Genomic DNA, 19,374 nt, shown 5'->3' with positions numbered 1-19,374 from the left:
CTCTACCTGCGTTACACCGACGTGGCCGACGCGGTGGACATCCTGGCCGATATCATGGCGCGCGGCGTCTGGCGGGAGGAACGATTCCAGGCCAAGGATGCCGTGACGTAATTGCCGTTTCTATTCGTCATCCCGGCGAAAGCCGGGACCCAGGGACCAAGCGCCCAACTGTCCGGCACGTTCTTCGGTTCCCAAACCATCTGTTTTCCCTGTGGCCCCTGGGTCCCGGCTTTCGCCGGGATGACGAATAGGGCCACGGCAGATGCCCAACCCAAACAAGGCCCCCCATGTCCAGCCAACCCCGTGAGCAATGGTCGTCGCGTCTGGCCTTCCTGTTGTCGACCATCGGGTCGGCGGTGGGGTTGGCCAATATCTGGCGCTTTCCCTATACGGTCGGCACGGGCGGCGGAGCGGTGTTCCTGCTGACCTTCCTGCTGTCGGTGGTTGCACTCGCCTTGCCGCTCCTGATCGCCGAACTGATGGTTGGGCGGCGGTACCGGGTATCGCCGCCCAACGCCATCCGGGCGGCGGCGGTGGAGGCGGGGGCCAGCCCGCGCTGGCGATATCTGGGGCTGGCGGGGGTTGCGGCGGCCATTCTGGTCCTGTCCTTTTACAGTGTCGTGGGCGGCTGGGTCATGGCCTATATCCTGGACCCGGCGGCGGACAGTGCCGGCATCGCCCAGGCCCGGTTTGACGGGCTGGTCGGTGATCCGGTACGCCTGTTTGGCTGGTCCAGCCTGTTCCTGTGGGCGACCGTCGCCATCTCGGCGCGCGGCATCACGGGCGGGGTGGAACTGGCCAACAAGGTGATGACGCCCATCCTGTTCCTGCTGCTGCTGGCCATGGCGGGATATGCCATGCTGGTGGGCGATGTCGCGGCGGCGGCACGGTTCCTGTTCACCCCGGATTTCAGCAAGGTCACGCCCGACGTGCTGCTGGACGCGTTCGGGCAGGCCTTCTTTGCCCTTGGCGTGGGGGCAACCAACCTGATGGCCTATGGTTCCTATATGGACCGGGGTGAGAAGGTGATCCGGTCGTCGGTCATCATCGTGGGATCGGCAGTGTTCGTGTCGCTGCTGTCGGGTTTCGCCGTATTCCCGGTTCTGTTCGCCATGGGGCTGGACCCGGCGGGCGGCCCGGCCCTGACCTTCGTCACCTTGCCCTATATGTTTGCCCATATGCCGGGTGGTGTTGTGGTGGGCGTGGCCTTCTTCGTCCTGCTGTTCGCGGCTGCCATTACCTCCGCCATCTCCATGATGGAGGCACCGGTATCCTTCCTGAGCGAACGTCTGGGTTGGAAACGCGCGCATGCGGCCCTGTTGTCGGGCGGGCTGTCCTGGGGCCTGTGCATCCTGTCGGTCCTGTCCTTCAACATCTGGTCGGATGTGAAGCCGCTGGCCTGGGCAGGGTTGCTGACGGACAAGACCTTCTTCGGCCTGTTCGATTACCTGACCTCCAACGTCGTTCTGCCCGGTGGCGGCTGCCTGATCGCGGTTCTGGTCGGGTGGAAGATCAGCCGGGCGGTCCAGGCGGGGGAGTTGGGGGAAGGGCTGGCCTTCCAGGCCTGGCGCTTCTGCATCCGCTGGCTGGCACCCTTGGCCCTGGCCGTGATCTTCGCGGCGAAGGTGGTGGAGTAGGGGATAAGGGGGCTTCGGCCCCCCTAACTCATTTCACGATCCGCCGACACATCCTTGGCCACGCGGCGCAAGGCACCCGCGAAATATGTCGCTGCCGGCGTCAAATCCACACCGGTGCGCAGGGTGATGCCCACCGGCCCCAGGGCGGTGCGTAGATTGACGGGCAGGCGGACCAGACCCGGCTGGCTCTGCACCACCTGATAGGGCATGGCGGCGACCATGTCGGTTTCCAGCAGCAGGGTGTGGTTGGTCAGGATGGAGACCGATTCCACGGTCTTGATTGGCGGCTGCAGCCCCGCCTTGCGAAACGCCGTTTCGATCTGGCGGCGCAGGCTGGTCTGCGGCGGGGGCAGTATCCATTCCTCATCCATCAGGTCGGCCAGGGTCAGTTCGCCCCGACCGGCTAGCGGATGATCCTTGCGCGCCACGATGGATACCGGCTCGTAATACAGAACCTCCTGCGACAGGCCATCCCGTTCCCGATATTCGGGCAGGCGGCCCACCACCATGTCCAGATCGCCGACGCGCAGCATGGGCATCAGCTTGTCGTTGGTACCCTCTACCACCTGGATATTGATGTTGGGCCGTTCCTTTTTCAGCAGGACGATGGCGCGCGGCAGCAGGGTGGGGGCGGCGGCCAGAAGCGTGCCCACCGCGATCTTGCCGGTGGTTCCGGTATTCAGCGACACCAGTTCCTCCGACGCGTGGCGCAGCTGTGACAGGATCAGCTTGGCATGGCGCACCACCACGTCACCGAACAGGGTGGGGGTCACCCCGCGCGACGTGCGGTCGAACAGATCCATGCCCAGCGTCTGTTCCAGCTCCCGGATGGTCTTGGTGGCCGCCGGCTGCGCCATGTTCAGCACCTGGGCCGCGCGCAGGATATTGTTATGTTCGGCCACCATCACCAGCAGCTGCAATTGCTTGAATTTCAGCCGCGCCCGCAGGCGGTTTTCCAGCACAAGCGGCGTCAGGTTCAGGCTCATGTTTTCCTCCACTCCGGCGCCTGACATGGCACCGTCCCTGATATAGCTATTCCCATATATCGGATCACTGAAATGGTATTTTTCTATTATACAAGCCCCCGATAGCGTGGAACCCATCAGGCCGCACGGGCAGTCACTGCCCCGGCAGCAGAGAACGGGTTTCGTTCCATGGTCCACCACGCCTATCCCTTTCAGGGCCGCACCATCCCCGCTTATATCGGCGGGCAGTTCGTGACGGCGGGGGACAGTTTCCCCAACATCTCCCCCATCGATGGCGCGACCCTGGCCCCCGTGCATCTGTCGGGCAAGGCGGAGGTGGACAGCGCGGTGAAGGCTGCACGGGCCGCCCTGCATGGTCCCTGGGGCCGCATGCCAGTGCGTGACCGCGTGGCCCTGCTGCGCGCCGTGGCCAACGGTATCCGTGCCCGGTTCGATGATTTCGTGGCCGCCGAAGTGGCGGATACCGGCAAGGCGCTGCATCAGGCGCGCAGCATCGACGTCCCGCGCGGGGCCGCCAATTTCGACCTGTTCGCCGATCTGGCCCTGACACGCGGCACGGAATGTTTTCAGACTGATACCGCCGACGGGCGCGGGGCCGTGAACTATACGATTGCCAAGCCGCTGGGCGTGGTGGCGGTTGTATCGCCCTGGAACCTGCCCTTGTTGTTGCTGTCGTGGAAGCTGGCGCCGGCGCTGGCCTGCGGCAATGCCGTGGTCGCCAAACCGTCAGAGGATACGCCATCCACGGCGGCCCTACTGGCCGAGGTCATGCATGAGGCGGGGATGCCGCCCGGCGTCTTCAATCTGGTGCATGGGTTCGGGCCGGACAACACGGGGGAGTTCCTGGTCGGGCATCCCGGCATCGACGCCATCACCTTCACCGGTGAAAGCGGCACCGGCAGCGCCATCATGCGCAGTGCGGCGGCGGGCGTGAAGCCCGTCAGCTTCGAACTGGGCGGCAAAAACGCCGCCATCATCTTCGCTGACGCCAATTTCGATGATGCCGTGGCCGGCACGGTGCGGTCGGTGTTCAGCAATTGTGGGCAGGTCTGCCTCTGTTCCGAACGCGTCTATGTCGAACGCCCGATCTTCGACCGGTTCGTGGCCGCGCTGAAACAGAAGGCAGAGGCGATCCAAGTGGGTAGCCCCTACGACGGGGCGGAGATGGGGCCGCTGATTTCCGCCAAGCACCGCGACAAGGTCGTCTCCTACTTCGATCTGGCCAGGCAGGAAGGCGCCATCACCATCACAGGGGGGGGCGTGCCGCGTTTTGGCGACCATCGCGATCAGGGGGCCTATGTGCAGCCCACCATCATCGCCGGCCTGCCGGAGGATGCGCGCTGTGTGAAAGAAGAGATCTTCGGCCCCATCTGCCACGTCGCCCCCTTCGATAGCGAGGAAGAGGTGATCGCCAAGGCCAATGACAGCCGTTACGGCCTGGCTGCCGCACTCTGGACCCGCGATGTGCAGCGCGCCCATCGGGTGGCGCACGCGCTGGAGGTGGGGATCGTCTGGGTCAATGACTGGTTCCTGCGCGACCTGCGCACACCCTTCGGCGGCGTCAAGTTTTCCGGCATCGGGCGGGAAGGGGGGCAGCATTCGCTGTCCTTCTATTCCGAACCCACCACCATCTGCATCAAGCTGTAAGGCTGGCATCCATGTCCAGGCCCACCCCGTCCTCCCGGCATATCGTCATCCAGGACGTGACCCTGCCGGCCCTGCGCTCCCGGTTCGGGCATGAGGCGTTGAGCCTGCTTGCCCGTGCCCTGGACGGGGTGGGGGTGGATGGGATCGTGCTGCCGGCTGGTGACTGGGCGTTGGCCGGGCTGCTGGCGGATGACGGGATGCGCGCCGTGTTGTCAATGCCGGTGGAGGATGTCATGGCGGTGGAGCGGGCAAGGACACTGGGCATCCGCGCCATTCGCGTTCTTGTCGGCAATCTGGAATTGGCAGCGCCCATCATCGCTGCCGGCCACGAAGCCGGTCTGCATGTCACGGCCCTTCCCATTGATGGGCATCTGCATTGCCCCGGCGATCTGGCCCGTCAGGCACAGTCATTGGAGGGGTTCGGAGCAAACTGCATCCATGTCGTGGACGCGGTCGGGGTGCTGGACATGGATGGTGTGGCGGCCCGCCTGCGTGCATTTGACCGGCTGCTGTCGCCCGCCACCGAACGCGGGATCAGCGCCAGCCATGATGTCTCTCTGGCCGTCGCCAATGCCCTGGTCGCGGTACAGAACGGGGCCGTGCGCGTCGATGCTGCCCTGGCCGGCGGTACCAATCCGCTTGCCCATTTCATCACCGCTGCCACGCGCAAGGGCTGGCGGCACGGCTGTGACCCGCAGGCGCTGGCCCAGGTTGCCGGCATGCTGGGCTGTGGCCCGATCAACCCGGAATTCGTGAAGGAAAGGGCCGCCTGATGGACCTGATCAATCGATGCGCCTCCACGCTGGATGCCGCCGCCGTCGCGGCGCGTGCCACGGCGCAGTTCTCCACCACCGGCATCGCCCTGACACTCGATCAGGCCTATGCCGTGCAGGCGGCGCTGGTGGGCCGCCGGGTCGAACGCGGGGGCCGCATTGTCGGGGTGAAGATGGGTTTCACCAGCCGGGCCAAGGCCATCCAGATGGGGGTCCATGACCAGATCTGGGGACGCCTGACCGCCGATATGGAGGTGGCCGATGGTGGTGATCTGTCTTTCGGACATTTCGTGCATCCGCGTGTCGAGCCGGAAATTGCCTTCCGCCTGAAAGCGCCGCTGTCCGGCATTGTGACGCCTGAACAGGCGCTGGCCGCTGTCGACGGTGTTACCGCTGCACTGGAGATCATCGACAGCCGCTATCGCGATTTCAAATTCTCCCTGGCCGATGTGGTGGCGGACAATGCCTCTTCCGCCGCGTTTGTGGTGGGACCCTGGCAAGAGCCGGGGGGCGACCTGCGCGCATTGGACATGGTGATGTCTATCAATGGTCAGCCCCGGCAGATGGGCAGCAGTGCCGCCATCCTGGGTGATCCGCTGTTGTCGCTGGTGGCGGCCTCCCGGCTGGCCGGTGACGCCGGCATCACGCTTCAGCCCGGCTGGATCGTCCTGGCCGGGGCCGCGACGGCGGCAGAGGCGCTGGCCCCTGGTGACCATGTGACGCTGGAAGCCCAGGAACTGGGCCGCGTCGAATTTCAGATGACGGCAGAAGGATCGGCAGAATGAGCAGCGATGCCATGGTCATCGAGGGCCGGGCGGCACCCAGGGGACGCTTCCCCCATTTCCACCGGGCCGGCGATTTCATCTTCGTTTCCGGCACCAGTTCAAGGCGCCCTGATAATTCCATCGCCGGCGCCACGGTCGATCATCTGGGCGCCACCGACCTGGATATAAGGACCCAGACGCGGGCGGTGATCGAGAATATCGGCGGCATTCTGGAAGCGGCGGGCGCCAGCCTGCGCGACGTGGTGGAGGTATCCACCTTCCTGGTCGATATGAATGATTTCAACGGGTACAACCAGGTCTATGGCGAGTATTTCGACCAGGAGGGGCCGGCGCGGACGACGGTGGCGGTACATCAGCTGCCGCACCCGCATCTGCGCATCGAGATCAAGGCCGTGGCCTATAAGCCCCTGAAGGGAGGAACAGCATGCTGACTTATGGCCTGCCGCTGAATTTCGCAAAATGGATCGAGGAGCATCAGCATCTGCTGCGTCCCCCGGTCGGCAATGCCCAGATCTGGTCGAACGCCGATTTCATCGTCACGGTCGTGGGCGGCCCCAATCAGCGCACCGATTACCATGTCGATCCGCTGGAGGAATTCTTCTACCAGATCAGGGGCGACATGGTGTTGCGCCTGTGGATCGACGGTGGTCCCAGGGATGTGCCCATCCGGGAGGGGGAGATTTTCCTGCTGCCCCCCAACGTCCCGCATTCCCCGCAGCGCCCGGTCGAAGGTTCCGTCGGCCTGGTCATTGAACGCCAGCGCCCTAACGGTCTGTTAGACGCGTTCCAATGGTACTGCGATTGCTGTGGCGGCATCGTCCACAAGGCGGAGGTGCAATTGTCCAGCATCGTCAAGGACCTGCCCCCCATCTTCCAGTCCTTCTATGACAATGTCGAAAAGCGTACCTGCCCGTCCTGCGGCACGGTCCATCCGGGCAAGGTGGCCAAGGCAGGTGCGGCATGACCATCATCGATATGCACAGCCATTTCGTACCGGAGAACTGGCCCGATCTGGCCGAACGTTTCGGTACGCCGCGCAACTGGCCCTGGATGCGCCATCATGGCGGCGGGCAGGCCATGATCATGCTGGGGGAGGAGGAATTCCGCCCCATTGATGAGCGCTGCTGGAACGGTCAGGCCAAGCTGGACGACATGGACCGCGACAATGTCGATATCCAGATCATGTCGGCTACACCCGTCCTGTTCGGCTACACCCGTCCCGCCGAACAGGCACTGGACTGTGCCAAACTGTTCAACGATGCCGCCCGCGACATCTGCGCCGCCGATCCGTCCCGCCTGAAATCCCTGTGTCAGGTGCCGTTGCAGGATATCGACAAATCCTGTGCCGAGGTCAGCCGTGCCATGAAGGATGGCCATGTCGGGGTGCAGATCGGCAACCATGTCGGGGAGAAGAACCTGGACGATGCCGGCATCGTCACCTTCCTGCACCATTGCGCCGATATCGGCGCACCCGTTCTGGTCCATCCCTGGGACATGATGGCGCGTGAACGGATGCCGAAATACATGCTGGCCTGGCTGGTCGGCATGCCCGCGGAAACCCAGCTATCGATCCTGTCGCTGATCATGTCGGGCGCGTTTGAACGGCTGCCGAAAAGCCTGACGCTGTGCTTTGCGCATGGCGGGGGCAGTTTCCCCTATCTGCTGGGCCGGGTGGACAATGCCTGGACCCATCGCGATATCGTGCGCAAGGATTGCCCCAACCTGCCATCCTCCTATGTCGACCGGTTCTTTGTGGACAGTGCGGTGTTCAATCAGGCTGCCCTGTCGCTGCTGGTTGCGACCATGGGAGAGGATCGGGTGATGCTGGGTTCCGACTATCCATTCCCGCTGGGCGAGCAGCGGGTGGGAACCCTGGTGCGCGGCCATGACGGCTTGTCGGCCCCGGCCAAGGCCAAGATCATGGGCGGCAATGCCGCGCGCTTCTTCGGTCTTTGACAGCGACGGCACGGCGTAGCGTCCGGCGGGAATGTTCACCCGCCGGACACGGTTTCCAGATGACAAAAATTTAAACAATTTTCTCCGCAGGGTCTTCGCATGTGCGGCGTATAAGGGGGGTAATCCAACTTGTCTGCCGAAGAAGTGAAGATGCAGCCTGCCGCCTCCGCCACGACCAAGGCCCCTGCCAAGCCGCCCGGCCCGCGTTCCAGACGTTCCCTGTTCCGCCGCCGCAACATCCTGCTGGGCTTGGCCATTCTGGCCGTTGCCACCGGTGTCTACTGGTGGCAGTCCGGGGGAACGTCGGGCGGCGATGCGGCATCCGATGTGATGACCACCGCCATCGATCGCGGCAACATCGAAGATAACGTAACCGCCGTCGGCAATTTGCAGCCGCGCGATTACGTGGATGTCGGCACCCAGGTGTCGGGCCAGTTGCGCAAGGTGCATGTGGAGATCGGGCAGCAGGTCAATCAGGGTGACCTGCTGGCCGAGATCGATCCCACCGTCTATCAGACGCGGGTGGAGGCCGACCGTGCCCAGTTGGAAAATCTGGGTGCGCAGTTGATGCAGCGGGAGGCCGAACTGGCCCTGGCGCAGCAGCAATATAAGCGGCAGAAGAACCTGTTGGCCGAAAACGCCACCAGCGAGGACACGTTCCAGAACGCGGAAAAGACCCTGCGCGCAGGGGAGGCGGCGGTGAAGGCGGTGAAGGCCCAGATCCGCCAGACCAATTCCACCCTGCGCGGGGATGAGGCGAATTTGGGCTTCACCAAGATTTATGCCCCGATGTCGGGCACGGTCGTGTCGCAGAATGCCAAGCAGGGCCAGACCCTGAACGCCAACCAGTCGGCGCCCATCATCCTGCGTATCGCCGACCTGTCGGTGATGACGGTGACGACCCAGGTGTCGGAGGCCGACGTGTCGCGTCTGCGCATCGGCATGCAGGCCTATTTCACCACCCTTGGCCGCCCCGATCGCCGCTGGCGCGGGACATTGGCCAAGATCAACCCGACGCCGGAAGTGGTGAACAATGTCGTCCTCTACAACGCGCTTTACGATGTAGAGAATACGGGCGGCGAATTGATGACGCAGATGACGGCGCAGACCTTCTTCGTGGTTGCCGCCGCTGAGAATGTCATCCGCGTGCCCGTCGCCGCGTTCCAGCGTCCGCCGCTGCGTGCCGCCGGTGGTCCGCAGCAGGCAGGCGGTCAGCCGCAGGCCGGTGTCCAGGGCGGCACGCCGCCCGCCGGTGCCAATGGCGAGCGCCGCCGCCGTGACGGCGCGGCCCCCGCCGGCGCCCAGCCGGCCGATGCCGGTGCGCGCGAACGGCCCCGCATGGTGCAGGTGCTGAAGGCCGACGGTACGGTGGAGGATCGCCGTATCATGATCGGTGTCAGCGACCGCGTGAATGCAGAGGTCGTGTCCGGCCTTAATGAGGGCGATCAGGTGGTGGTGGGCCGCAAGCCGTCCGCCGGCCAGTTGAAGGCCCAGCAGCAACAGCAGCAGCAGAACATGCAGCGCATGCGCCCGCCGGGGATGCTATGAGCACGCCGCACAGCAGGGGCGATGCCACCCCCCTGATCGAACTGGTGGACATTACCAAGACCTATTCCAACGGGGAGATGGCGGTTCAGGTGCTGAAAGGCATCTCGCTGAAAATCTATCCCGGTGAATTCGTCGCCATAATGGGCCAGTCGGGGTCTGGCAAATCGACCCTGATGAATATCCTGGGCTGTCTGGACCGCCCGACGACGGGCAACTACCTGTTCGACGGGCGCGACGTCTCCACCTTCGACCGCGACATGCTGGCCATGCTGCGGCGGGAAGCGTTCGGCTTCGTGTTCCAGTCCTACAACTTGATTCCCATGTCCACGGCGGTGGAGAATGTGGAAGTGCCGGCCATCTATGCCGGCCTGGGCCGCGATCAGCGGCGGGAACGGGCCGAGGATCTGCTGACGACGCTTGGCCTGTCCGAACGCATGGACCATCGGCCCAGCCAGCTATCGGGCGGTCAGCAGCAGCGCGTCTCCATCGCCCGCGCTCTGGTCAATGGTGGTCAGGTCATCCTGGCCGATGAACCGACAGGTGCCTTGGACAGCCGCAGCGGCGTGGAGGTGATGAAGCTTCTATCCGACTTGGCGGCCAAGGGCCATACCGTCATCCTGATCACCCATGACCGCGACGTGGCCAACAATGCCCGCCGTCTGGTGGAGATCAAGGACGGCCAGATCGTCGCCGACCACCCGACCGACCACGCCCTGGAAAGCCCGGCCCCGCCGCCCGTTGCTGCCCGCACCATTCAGGTGCCGGAGGAGGGGGAGGATACGGGCTGGACAGCCAAGGAAGTGTTGGAAGCCTTCCGCATGGCGCGGCGTGCCCTGTCGGCCAATCTTTACCGCACCGTCCTGACCCTGCTGGGCATCGTCATCGGCGTGGCCTCGGTCGTCACCATGCTGGCGGTCGGCAACGGTTCGCAGAAGGCCATGGTGGAACGGATCAGCGCCATGGGCACCAACTTGCTGGTCATCCGACCCGGCGCGCCGGGGCAGCGCAATGCCAACGGGCTTGCCACCCTGGTCCCCGATGATGCCACCGCCATTGCCAAGGTGGCGAATGTCGTGGCCTCGGTACCCGAATATACGGGCGGCATGACGGCGCGTGCCGGCAATCTGGACTATCAGACCCAGATCACGGCAACCAGCCCGGATGTGCAATTGGCAAGATCGTGGGAGCCGTCCAGCGGCACCTTCTTCGATCAGGCGGCGATGGACCAATATGCGCCCGTGGCTGTGATCGGGCAGACGGTGGCCAATATCCTGTTCCCCGGACAGGACCCGGTTGGCCGCTATATCCTGCTGCGCAATGTGCCGTTCCAGGTGATCGGCGTCATGTCGCCTAAGGGCGCCAGCCCCGTGGGTCAGGATCAGGATGATGTGGTGTTCGTGCCCCTGACCACCGGTTCCTACCGTCTGTTCGGGCGGCGTGATCTGCGCTCCATCACGGTTCTGGTCGATGATCTGGCCATGATCGATGAAACCCAGGCGATGATCACCAGCCTGCTGACCACGCGCCATCAGGCGGAGGATTTCCAGATCCGTAACACCGCCTCCTTCATCGACACACTGTCGGCGATGCGGGAGACGATGACCATCCTGCTGGGTTCCATCGCCGCCATCTCACTGCTGGTGGGTGGGATCGGGGTGATGAACATCATGCTGGTCAATGTCACCGAACGCACGCGGGAGATCGGCATCCGCATGGCGACCGGTGCCCGCGCCCGCCATGTGATGCAACAATTCCTGCTGGAAGCGCTGCTGGTTTCCGCCTTGGGCGGGGTGATCGGCGTGGTGTTGGGCATCGGCGTCTCGCTGTTCCTGACCATCTTCAAGGTCGATATCCAGCTGACCTTGCCGCCCATGCTTCTGGCCTTCTCCTGCGCCTTCGCCACCGGCCTGATCTTCGGCTACACGCCCGCCCGGCGGGCGGCCCTGCTGGATCCCGTTGTGGCTTTGGCCGCCGACTGACCTCTTTTCCGGATCGTCCAAGCATGATCGTCAGACATTCCCGCCTGTTCTTGTCGCTGCTGCTGTCCGGCACCCTTCTGTCGGGCTGCGTACAGGGCGATTATGGCAGCACGGCCAGCCCCGTCGCCCCGCCCACCGCCTGGACACAGGCCGCTGGCACCAATGCCGCCAGCCCCTGGCCCGCCGCCGATTGGTGGGGTGGTTTCGGGTCGGCGGAGCTGGTGTCGCTTCTGGCCGATGCGCGCAAGGCCAACCCCGACCTCGCCGCCGCTGCCGCCCGCCTGTTGCAGGCCGATGCCCGCGCCCGCGCGGCGGGGGCCGACCTGCTGCCCAGTCTGAATGCCAGCGCCGGGATCAGCCGGCAGGAAACCGACCTGTCCGGTGCCGGCGGACGGTCGGGCCGCAGCAGCGCCAGTGCCGGCTTGTCCGCCAGCTATGAGCTGGATTTCTGGGGGGCGAACCGTGCCACCGCCGACAGCGCCGCGATCAGTGCCGCAATCAGCCGGCTGGATCAGGAAACGGTGGCCCTGACCGTTACCTCCACCGTCGCCAACACCTATTTCCAGGTCCTGTCCCTGCGCGACCGCATTCGCAGTGCCGAGGAGAACCTGACCCTTGCCGAACGGGTGATGGCCGTCGTTGATGCCCGGTTCCGCAACGGTGCCGCCACAGCCCTGGAAGTGGCGCAGCAGCGCACCGCCCTGACCAGCCAGCGCGCCACCCTGCCGGCCCTGCGGCAGCAGGAACTGGCGGCATCCAACGCTCTGGCCGTGCTGCTGGGCCGCGCGCCCGCCGATCTGTCGCTGTCCGCCACGGGCCTGGGGGGCTTAGGTCTGCCGGCTACGGGGGCGGGGGCGCCCGCCGACCTGCTGGAACGCCGCCCCGACCTGAAGGCCGCGTCGAAACAGCTGGAGGCTGCAGGTGCCGACATTGTCGCCGCCCGTGCCGCCCTTTACCCGTCCGCCACCCTGAACCTGTCCGGCAATCTGACGGGCGGTGGCCTGTCCACCCTGATCAACGCCCCCAATGCCGTCGCCAATGCCGGTCTGTCGCTGGCCCAAAGCCTGTTCGATGGTGGCCGCCGCAGCGCGCAGGTGGAGGTGGCGCAGGCCCGGCGCGTGGAACTGGTCGAAACCTACCGCAAGGCCATTCTGACCGGCTTCTCCGATGTTGAAACGGCCCTGTCCGCGGCCCGCAACGCTGAAAAGCAGCGGGTCCTGCAGGAAGAGGCGGTGCGTCTGGCCCGTGAACTGTTCCGCCTGGCCGAAACCCGCTACCGCGAGGGGGCGACCGACCTGTTGACCCTCCTGGACGCTCAACGCTCCCTGCTGTCGGCACAGGATCAGCTGACCCAGGTGCGCCTGTCGGAGCTGCAGGCCGCCATCTCGCTGTATCGTGCCCTGGGCGGCGGCTGGACCGCGGCGTAACTAATGCATTGACCCAATGAACAGGTACAGATCCAGAGCGGATTTTCTCAAGACGAGGGGTGTTGCCGATCCCTTGTGTTCCTTGCTGGATCAGGTGACGGGTCAAGTGGGGGCGGCGTGGGTTTGCGCGTGGTGGGTGCGATTACATTGATCGGAAAGTTTCAGGTGTTGCGCCCGAATTCTACATTAGATCAAAGGGTTGACTCTACATCCACCAGCAAGATGAGTTCTTCAGGTTGGGTATACACGGAGAGAGTTGTGCAACGGGAAAAATTGGCAATGCTGGGCAGTGGAATTCTTTTTGGTCTGGCAATAATTTCTTTGCCTGATCAATTCTTATTCTCGAAGACTTCGCCGAGTTCATTTTGGACGGAATATTTTCACTTACCGTTTGGGGCTGGCTGGTTTATTACATTTATTGTGTTGATTCCTGTTTTATGGATAAGCAAGTCGGTATTTATTGCTATAAAATGCTCTGTCGCATCCTTATTGCTGTCCGCTTTGGTGGCGGTTCCAATATCTCTGCTTATTATCGGTGAAGCGGTATCGCCCAATAACTTACTAAATCAGTATTTGTGGGTAGGAATCATATTTGTTCCGCCTTTGATTATCCAAATTGTCCTGCGGTGGTGCTCGTGTTTTTACGTAGAAAAGTTGCTCACAAAGCGCCGCTAGTGCTCTGGATCAGGGGTGCTTCGGAGTTTTTCGAGAATGGCTTCGGCTGATTTTGTTTAAGCGAAGGGCTTTGCTGATCCGTTGTGCTCCTTGATGAAGCGCCTGATTTCGTCCTGGAGCCTGGGTGGCAGAGGTAAAGGCGCGGCACCGCAAGAGCCTTCTGGTAGTGAATCCCGTGTCAACATCAGCACACCGGTCAGGCCGCGATCACCCGGTTGCGCCCGCAATGCTTGGCACGGTACAGCGCCTCGTCCGCCCGGCGCAGGGCCGGTTCCACGCTGATCTCGCCCGGTTTGACCGTCGCCGCGCCCAGGCTGACGGTAATCCGGACGGGTCCGCTGTCGGTATGGATGGGCGTTTGTTCCACAATGCGGCGCAGGCGCTCCCCGGTTTCAACAGCCTGGCTCTGACTGGCATCCGGCAGGATCAGGCCGAATTCCTCACCCCCTAAGCGCGCAAACACATCTTGAACCCGGATGGTCTGGCCGATCTGGTCCGCAAACTGCGCCAGCACCCGGTCGCCGACGCTGTGCCCATAGGTATCGTTGATCTTCTTGAAATGGTCGATATCCAGCACCAGGACCGCGATGTCACACCCTGTGCGCCGCCGCCGCCCGATCTCCCGCTCTGACAGGGAAAAGAAGGTGCGACGGTTCAGGGAACCGGTCAGGGGGTCCGTCTGCGCCAGCACCGCCAGTTCACGGTTGGCCAACCGCAATTCCAGCTCGTCCATGACGATGGCGGCCAGATCGGTCAGGGTTTCGCGGTCATCCTCATCAAAGCTGCGGGGCACGCGGTCGATGACGCAGACGGTGCCAAGCGCCTGCCCGTCGCGGGTGATCAGGGGGGCGCCCGCATAAAACCGGATCCCCGGCTCGCCGGTGACCAGCGGATTATCCCGGAAACGGACATCCAGGCGCGCATCCTCTACCACCATCGCCTCACGCCGGCGGATAGCATGGTCGCAGAAGGCCAGGGAACGCGGGGTCTCTTCCACCGACAGCCCGTCGCGCGCCTTGAACCATTGCCGCTCCTCATCAACCAGGGAAATCAATGCGATGGGAACCCGCAAAGCCCGTTTGGCCAGGGTGACGATACGGTTGAACTGCGGTTCCGGCTGGCTGTCCAGCACATGATACCGGTCGAGCGTGCGCAGGCGCAGCGCTTCATCCGTTTGCAGGCCACAGGCCCCGGCATGAAACGCCCCGCCGGGCGGTTGGGTGTCGATGATCGCCGCCATGGTCGCCCCGCCTCCCGTCATGTCTGGAACTGGTTAATTCCCCGAAATGTATATGCAGTTGGCACGGGTGCGATAGCTATCCATTCGCTCTGTCGGTGTGGTTCTTGGGCCTATGGCGATTGGGTTACAATCCCATCAAGGCTCACTAATATAATATTAGTACCAAGGTGTTATAATTTGTTTACAGTAATGGGTGCCAGCTTCGCTCCCAGCACCCGGACGATATCCGCCGGTGCCGCCGCGATCTGCAGCCCCCGCCGCCCACCATTCATGATCATCTCGGTCAAGCCCCCGGCACTGGCATCAATCAGGGTCGGCAGACGCTTGCGCATGCCCAGCGGGCTGATCCCCCCGATCACATAGCCCGACACCCGTTCCGCCGCCTTCGGATCGGCCAGGGAAGCCCGCTTGCCGCCCGCCGCACTGGCCAGCGCCTTCAAATCCAGCCGGGCCGGTGATGGAATCACGGCACAGACCAGCCCCATCCCCTCCACATCCGATACCAGTGTCTTGAACAGCATGGCCGGATCAACGCCCAGGGCGGCGGCCGCCGCCATGCCGATGGCGTCGGCATCCGGGTCGTAGTCATATTCCAGCAGCCGGTGCACCACGCCGGCGGATTTCAGGGCGTTGACGGCGGGGGTTGCCTTGGTGGACATGGGATGGCGTTCTTCATAATGGGACCGGGTCGCCATCTTTTCCGCGCGCAACCGCCGGGTCAAGTCCGCAACCCGTCACAAACCGATACAATTTGGTACGCGGTCATGCCTTCCCGTGCATGCCCTTGCGTGCCATCTTCCTGTAATCTTCATTTAACTGTTACCGATCCATGCAGGCCGCTGACAATCCCCATATCTTCCTGGTCGATGACCACCGCGACATCCGGGAGACCCTGACCCGCTTCCTGGAAAAGCATGGAATGCGTGTGACGGCGGCAGAGGATGCGGCGGTGGCCCGCCGGCGGCTGCGCGCCTGTGCCGCCGATCTGATCGTGCTGGATGTCATGATGCCGGGGGAGGATGGGCTCAGCCTGTTCCGCCATATCCGGGAGACGATGGACACGCCCGTCATCTTCCTGACCGCCATCGGGGAGCCGACCGACCGCATTGTCGGGTTGGAAATGGGTGCCGATGATTATGTGACCAAGCCGTTTGAGCCGCGCGAACTTCTGGCCCGCATCCGCGCCGTTCTGCGCCGCAGCCACTCTTTACCCGTGACCGGTGCGCGAAAAAAGGCCGATGAAAGCCGACTTTCCTTTGATGGTTGGATGCTGGACCTGAATCGCCGCGAACTGACCGGAGCCGATGGCGTCGTCGTTTCGTTGTCTACAGCGGAGTTTTCGTTGCTGGAGGCGTTTGTGCGCCACCCCAACATGGTGCTGACCCGTGAACAACTGCTGGATCTGACCAAGGGGCGGGAGGCCGATGTCTTCGACCGTTCCATCGACAATCAGGTCAGCCGCCTGCGCCGCAAGATCGAACCCGATCCCCGCAACCCCACCCTGATCAAGACGGTCTGGGGTGGCGGTTACTGCCTGGCGACGGAGGTCCGGGCGGCATGAAGGGGGTGATGTCCTTCCTGCGCCATCCGCGCAGCTTGTTCACCCATATGGTGGCGCTGCTGGTCGGTGCCATGCTGGTGGCGAAATTCGCCAGTTGGACGGCATCGCTGGACGATAAGGCCGCCACCGTCCGCCGCACCCATATTGAAGAGACGCTGCTGCGCATCGCGGCCACCAGCCGCGTCATGGATACGTTGCCGCGCGAACACCGGTCCGACACGCTGGCGGCCATACGCGCGCGGGAAACCCGCTACTCGGTGGATGATGCCCCGTCCATTCCGCCCGATTATCGCCTGACAGATCCGCAGGCCATGGCCGTGCGTGATAGGCTGATCGATATTTTGGACCTGCCGCCTAGTGCCGTGCAGTTCAAGATGTGGAACCGGGCGGAGAATGCCGAACCCTCCTGGTTCCACAATCCCTGGGCCGCCATCGAACCGGTGGAGATGGGGATGAAATTCTCTGTCCGCCTGGATGACGGGCAATGGCTGAACGCCGTCAACCGCCGCATGGTACAGCCCACCGTCTGGTCCTCCACCTCCACCTGGACCCTGCTGACCTCCATCCTGATGGTGGCTGCCGCCACCTTCTACATCTCCCGCCGCCTGTCGCGCCCCTTGCGTGATCTGGCCGACAGCGCCGACCGGCTGGGCCGGGGGGAGGCGGTCCCCGCGCTGGAGACGGAACGCGGGCCGGAGGAGGTGCGCCGTGCGGCCAATGCCTTCAATGCCATGGCCGCCCGCATCCGGCGTTTCGTGGATGACCGTACCCGCATCCTGGCGGCCATTTCCCACGACCTGCGCACCCCCATCACCAATCTGCGCCTGCGGGTGGAGTTGCTGGATGAGGGGGAAACCAAGTCCCGGATGCTGGAAACCCTGGATGAACTTCGGTCGACGGTGGAGGCCACGCTCTCCTTCACGCGGGAGGAACTGGGGGAAGAGGCGGTGCGTGCCGATCTCTCCACCCTGGTGGAAAGCGTCTGCGATGATTTCGCCGATACCGGCCATCCCGTGCATTTCAGTGCGGCAGACCGTCTGCCCCTGATCTGCCGGACCAGTTCGCTGCGCCGTGCCATCCGCAACCTGATCGAAAATGCCCTGGCCTATGGCGGCACCGCCCGCGTCTCCATCCGCAGTGATGGGGCCGGGGCGGAGATCATTGTTGCGGATGACGGGCCCGGTATCCCGGAACCTGATATGGAGCGCGTGTTTGAACCGTTCGTGCGGCTGGAAGCGTCGCGCAATCGCCGCACCGGCGGTGTCGGGCTGGGCCTGTCCATTGCCCGATCTGTCGTGCGTGGGCATGGTGGCGATATCCGTCTGTCCAACCGCCCGGATGGCGGCCTGGACGCCATTATCATGATCCCCATTGTGACCAGTCCAGATAAAGAAGGTATAATTCTGCGCAAGGCTGCGTAACCGGTTCAGCGCTACCGTCGCCTGAACCCCCTATCCCAATCCCCCACCACCCTGGCATAGCCGGCGGTGTGGCGCAGATCGGACAGGGTGATGGCACGGTCCAGCCTTTCTGCATATTCGCGCGCCAGGGGGCGCACCTTCACATGGGCCAGCGTATCCACATGCTGACCCAGCCCGATCAGCGGCAGGGTCACGGACAGGCCCAAGCGGCTGGTGCGTGTCGTCGCCGTGGCGTCCATGCCCAGCTCCAGACCCCACCCAAATTGCCGCCTCAGGGTGAACGTCATCCCCAGGTCACCGGCCAGATAACGGCCAAATGACAGTTCGCTGCGGCTACCCCCATCCGGTCCTTCCCAGCCAGCATTCATAAAGCCGGTAGTGCGGCCACTGCCCCGATAAAGCGTTTCAACGCTGGGCGGGCGTTTCCAGACATAGTGCGCAGCCAGCCCCAGTGACCAACGTGCCGTCAGTTGCTGATAGCGTAACTCCCCGCCGCCGCCGCCATACATCGGGTCCAAGTGCCCAATTTCGGCCAGTACGTCCAGCGAGGGTGTCACTGCGTGCGCAAACGCCATCTGTGCCCGGTCCAGGCTGAACCGTCGATAGAGATACAGAGCCGCATCGTCCCGGCCCTTTGACGGGGGATACCAGCGGGGCGGGGGAATGTTACCCGCATTTGCCACCCGCCCCTCCGCCGTCAGGATCAATCCAGACCAAGGCAGCAGATGCAGTTGCGCACCAGCGGATGCACGGCTTGCGGCGGGATATCCGCGCGGCCCCGCCTCCACCTCCATCGTCGCATCCAGCGTCATTTCCCAATGATGGGCGAGATTTCCGGGCGTCGGCGCGCGCTCAAATCGCGTACCCCGACGAATCTCGGCTGCGCTGATCCGATGGCGTTTCCATTTCCGCAGATCCGGGGCATAGAGCCGCGCCGACACGCCGGGAAGACCCAGGCGGTGGCTAGCCACGCTCACCCTATCCGACGTCGGATGCTGATCGGCCAGGGCGGCATGCAGCGCCCCACCCGGTGACATGAAGGGTCCGATATCCGTCCATGCTCCGGCGTCGTGTTGCCGCGACCGTCCGAAATAGGGCTGCGACAGGTCGTCCCCTGCAATCTGTTCAGTGATGCCCGCCACCAGCCCCCGGTCGCGCAACCAGGTGATGCTCAACATGCGTCCTGGTTCCGGTGACCACCCGGCACCCAACATTGGTCCATCCACACCGCCGATCCCGGCACGAATCCAGGTATCATTGATAAACGGTACCGGCGTCTTCACGGGCAGCAGTACCTGCAGAACCGGTCTGACATCACCCATGCCTGAGCGGGCCGCCCCCGCCGTGACCTCCACCCCGCTGCGCGTCCAGCCCAGAAGCAGGCTGTCCAGCCGCCCCGTCATGGCGCCACCATGCCCGCTGCTGTCCAACACCAGATTGGGCAACAGGCCGCGTGCCTCGGCCAGTTCCAGCGTCACATCTGTCTGCGCGCCCCAATCGCCCTGGCGCACCGTCACGGCAAGTGGCCTCACGGGTCGCATGCCGACACTGACCGCCGCGACATTGTCCTCCGGCACCTCCAAACCCAACCACAGCGCGCCCTCGCCCGGCGGAAAGGCGGTGGGTTGACCGGAAACACCCACCACCCCGGCCAATGACGGCAGGGTCAGCAACAGCAGCAATGTCAGGGCTGATAGCAGGCGCATGGGACAGGGCGATGAATAGTGCAGGCACACTAT

Annotated in this window: 17 protein-coding genes; 13 read left to right on the top strand and 4 right to left on the bottom strand. The window is 63.9% G+C overall.

Features of this window, described 5'->3' with window-relative positions; translation table 11 throughout:
* Positions 1-287: 287 nt before the first annotated feature.
* Positions 288-1,637 carry a sodium-dependent transporter gene (locus tag ACT6Q8_RS24710; RefSeq protein WP_444735160.1) on the top strand — a complete coding sequence of 450 codons (1,350 nt, stop codon included), beginning with the start codon at positions 288-290 and terminating at the stop codon, positions 1,635-1,637.
* Positions 1,638-1,660: 23 nt separating this feature from the next.
* Here ACT6Q8_RS24710 and ACT6Q8_RS24705 read toward each other — a convergent pair whose 3' ends face one another.
* Positions 1,661-2,623: a LysR substrate-binding domain-containing protein gene (locus ACT6Q8_RS24705; RefSeq protein WP_444739453.1), complete on the bottom strand. Its 963-nt coding sequence runs from the start codon at positions 2,621-2,623 to the stop codon at positions 1,661-1,663.
* A gap of 168 nt (positions 2,624-2,791) precedes the next feature.
* Here ACT6Q8_RS24705 and ACT6Q8_RS24700 point away from each other — a divergent pair, with 168 nt between their 5' ends.
* The 10 genes from ACT6Q8_RS24700 to ACT6Q8_RS24655 all read left to right on the top strand — a co-directional run bounded on the left by ACT6Q8_RS24700 (position 2,792) and on the right by ACT6Q8_RS24655 (position 13,413).
* Complete coding sequence (locus ACT6Q8_RS24700) at positions 2,792-4,270, top strand: 2-hydroxymuconic semialdehyde dehydrogenase (protein ID WP_444735158.1); 1,479 nt, start codon at positions 2,792-2,794, stop codon at positions 4,268-4,270.
* An 11-nt stretch (positions 4,271-4,281) separates the two neighbouring features.
* Entirely contained in the window at positions 4,282-5,043 is a 762-nt protein-coding gene (locus tag ACT6Q8_RS24695) for a hypothetical protein (RefSeq protein ID WP_444735157.1), read from the top strand.
* A complete protein-coding gene (locus ACT6Q8_RS24690; protein WP_054168213.1) occupies positions 5,043-5,828 on the top strand; it encodes a 2-keto-4-pentenoate hydratase in 786 nt (261 codons plus the stop codon). Before ACT6Q8_RS24695 ends, ACT6Q8_RS24690 begins: the two co-directional genes overlap by 1 nt.
* A complete protein-coding gene (locus tag ACT6Q8_RS24685; protein ID WP_444735156.1) occupies positions 5,825-6,259 on the top strand; it encodes a RidA family protein in 435 nt (144 codons plus the stop codon). Before ACT6Q8_RS24690 ends, ACT6Q8_RS24685 begins: the two co-directional genes overlap by 4 nt.
* Complete coding sequence (locus tag ACT6Q8_RS24680) at positions 6,253-6,792, top strand: 3-hydroxyanthranilate 3,4-dioxygenase (RefSeq protein ID WP_054168211.1); 540 nt, start codon at positions 6,253-6,255, stop codon at positions 6,790-6,792. Before ACT6Q8_RS24685 ends, ACT6Q8_RS24680 begins: the two co-directional genes overlap by 7 nt.
* Entirely contained in the window at positions 6,789-7,784 is a 996-nt protein-coding gene (locus ACT6Q8_RS24675; protein ID WP_444735155.1) for an amidohydrolase family protein, read from the top strand. The genes ACT6Q8_RS24680 and ACT6Q8_RS24675 overlap by 4 nt, the downstream gene beginning before the upstream one ends.
* Positions 7,785-7,913: 129 nt before the next feature.
* Positions 7,914-9,332 carry an efflux RND transporter periplasmic adaptor subunit gene (locus ACT6Q8_RS24670; RefSeq protein ID WP_444735154.1) on the top strand — a complete coding sequence of 473 codons (1,419 nt, stop codon included), beginning with the start codon at positions 7,914-7,916 and terminating at the stop codon, positions 9,330-9,332.
* A complete protein-coding gene (locus ACT6Q8_RS24665) occupies positions 9,329-11,311 on the top strand; it encodes a MacB family efflux pump subunit (RefSeq protein ID WP_054168208.1) in 1,983 nt (660 codons plus the stop codon). Before ACT6Q8_RS24670 ends, ACT6Q8_RS24665 begins: the two co-directional genes overlap by 4 nt.
* A 23-nt stretch (positions 11,312-11,334) precedes the next feature.
* Positions 11,335-12,738 carry an efflux transporter outer membrane subunit gene (locus tag ACT6Q8_RS24660; protein ID WP_444735153.1) on the top strand — a complete coding sequence of 468 codons (1,404 nt, stop codon included), beginning with the start codon at positions 11,335-11,337 and terminating at the stop codon, positions 12,736-12,738.
* A gap of 117 nt (positions 12,739-12,855) precedes the next feature.
* Positions 12,856-13,413: a hypothetical protein gene (locus tag ACT6Q8_RS24655; RefSeq protein ID WP_444735152.1), complete on the top strand. Its 558-nt coding sequence runs from the start codon at positions 12,856-12,858 to the stop codon at positions 13,411-13,413.
* Between the two features lie 196 nt (positions 13,414-13,609).
* On the opposite strand, the gene ACT6Q8_RS24650 is transcribed toward ACT6Q8_RS24655, so the two are convergent.
* The gene (locus ACT6Q8_RS24650) at positions 13,610-14,653 is read right to left on the bottom strand and encodes a sensor domain-containing diguanylate cyclase (protein ID WP_054168206.1); all 1,044 of its coding nucleotides are present in this window, start codon (positions 14,651-14,653) and stop codon (positions 13,610-13,612) included.
* 170 nt (positions 14,654-14,823) lie between these two features.
* Positions 14,824-15,348, bottom strand: coding sequence for a Cys-tRNA(Pro) deacylase (gene ybaK, locus ACT6Q8_RS24645; protein WP_444739452.1), 525 nt, complete (start codon positions 15,346-15,348; stop codon positions 14,824-14,826).
* 134 nt (positions 15,349-15,482) lie between these two features.
* On the opposite strand from ybaK, the gene ACT6Q8_RS24640 reads away from it, so the two are divergent.
* Entirely contained in the window at positions 15,483-16,214 is a 732-nt protein-coding gene (locus tag ACT6Q8_RS24640) for a response regulator (protein WP_054168205.1), read from the top strand.
* The gene (locus ACT6Q8_RS24635) at positions 16,211-17,635 is read left to right on the top strand and encodes an ATP-binding protein (RefSeq protein ID WP_082372330.1); all 1,425 of its coding nucleotides are present in this window, start codon (positions 16,211-16,213) and stop codon (positions 17,633-17,635) included. The genes ACT6Q8_RS24640 and ACT6Q8_RS24635 overlap by 4 nt, the downstream gene beginning before the upstream one ends.
* An 11-nt stretch (positions 17,636-17,646) precedes the next feature.
* Here ACT6Q8_RS24635 and ACT6Q8_RS24630 read toward each other — a convergent pair whose 3' ends face one another.
* A complete protein-coding gene (locus ACT6Q8_RS24630; protein WP_444735150.1) occupies positions 17,647-19,341 on the bottom strand; it encodes a YjbH domain-containing protein in 1,695 nt (564 codons plus the stop codon).
* Positions 19,342-19,374 lie beyond the last annotated feature (33 nt).

Origin of the sequence: Niveispirillum sp. (genome assembly GCF_052437035.1) — a bacterium.
Classification (GTDB): Bacteria; Pseudomonadota; Alphaproteobacteria; order Azospirillales; family Azospirillaceae; genus Niveispirillum.
The sequence above is the reverse complement of the archived record's forward strand: the minus strand, read 5'-3'. Positions and strand labels throughout refer to the sequence as shown.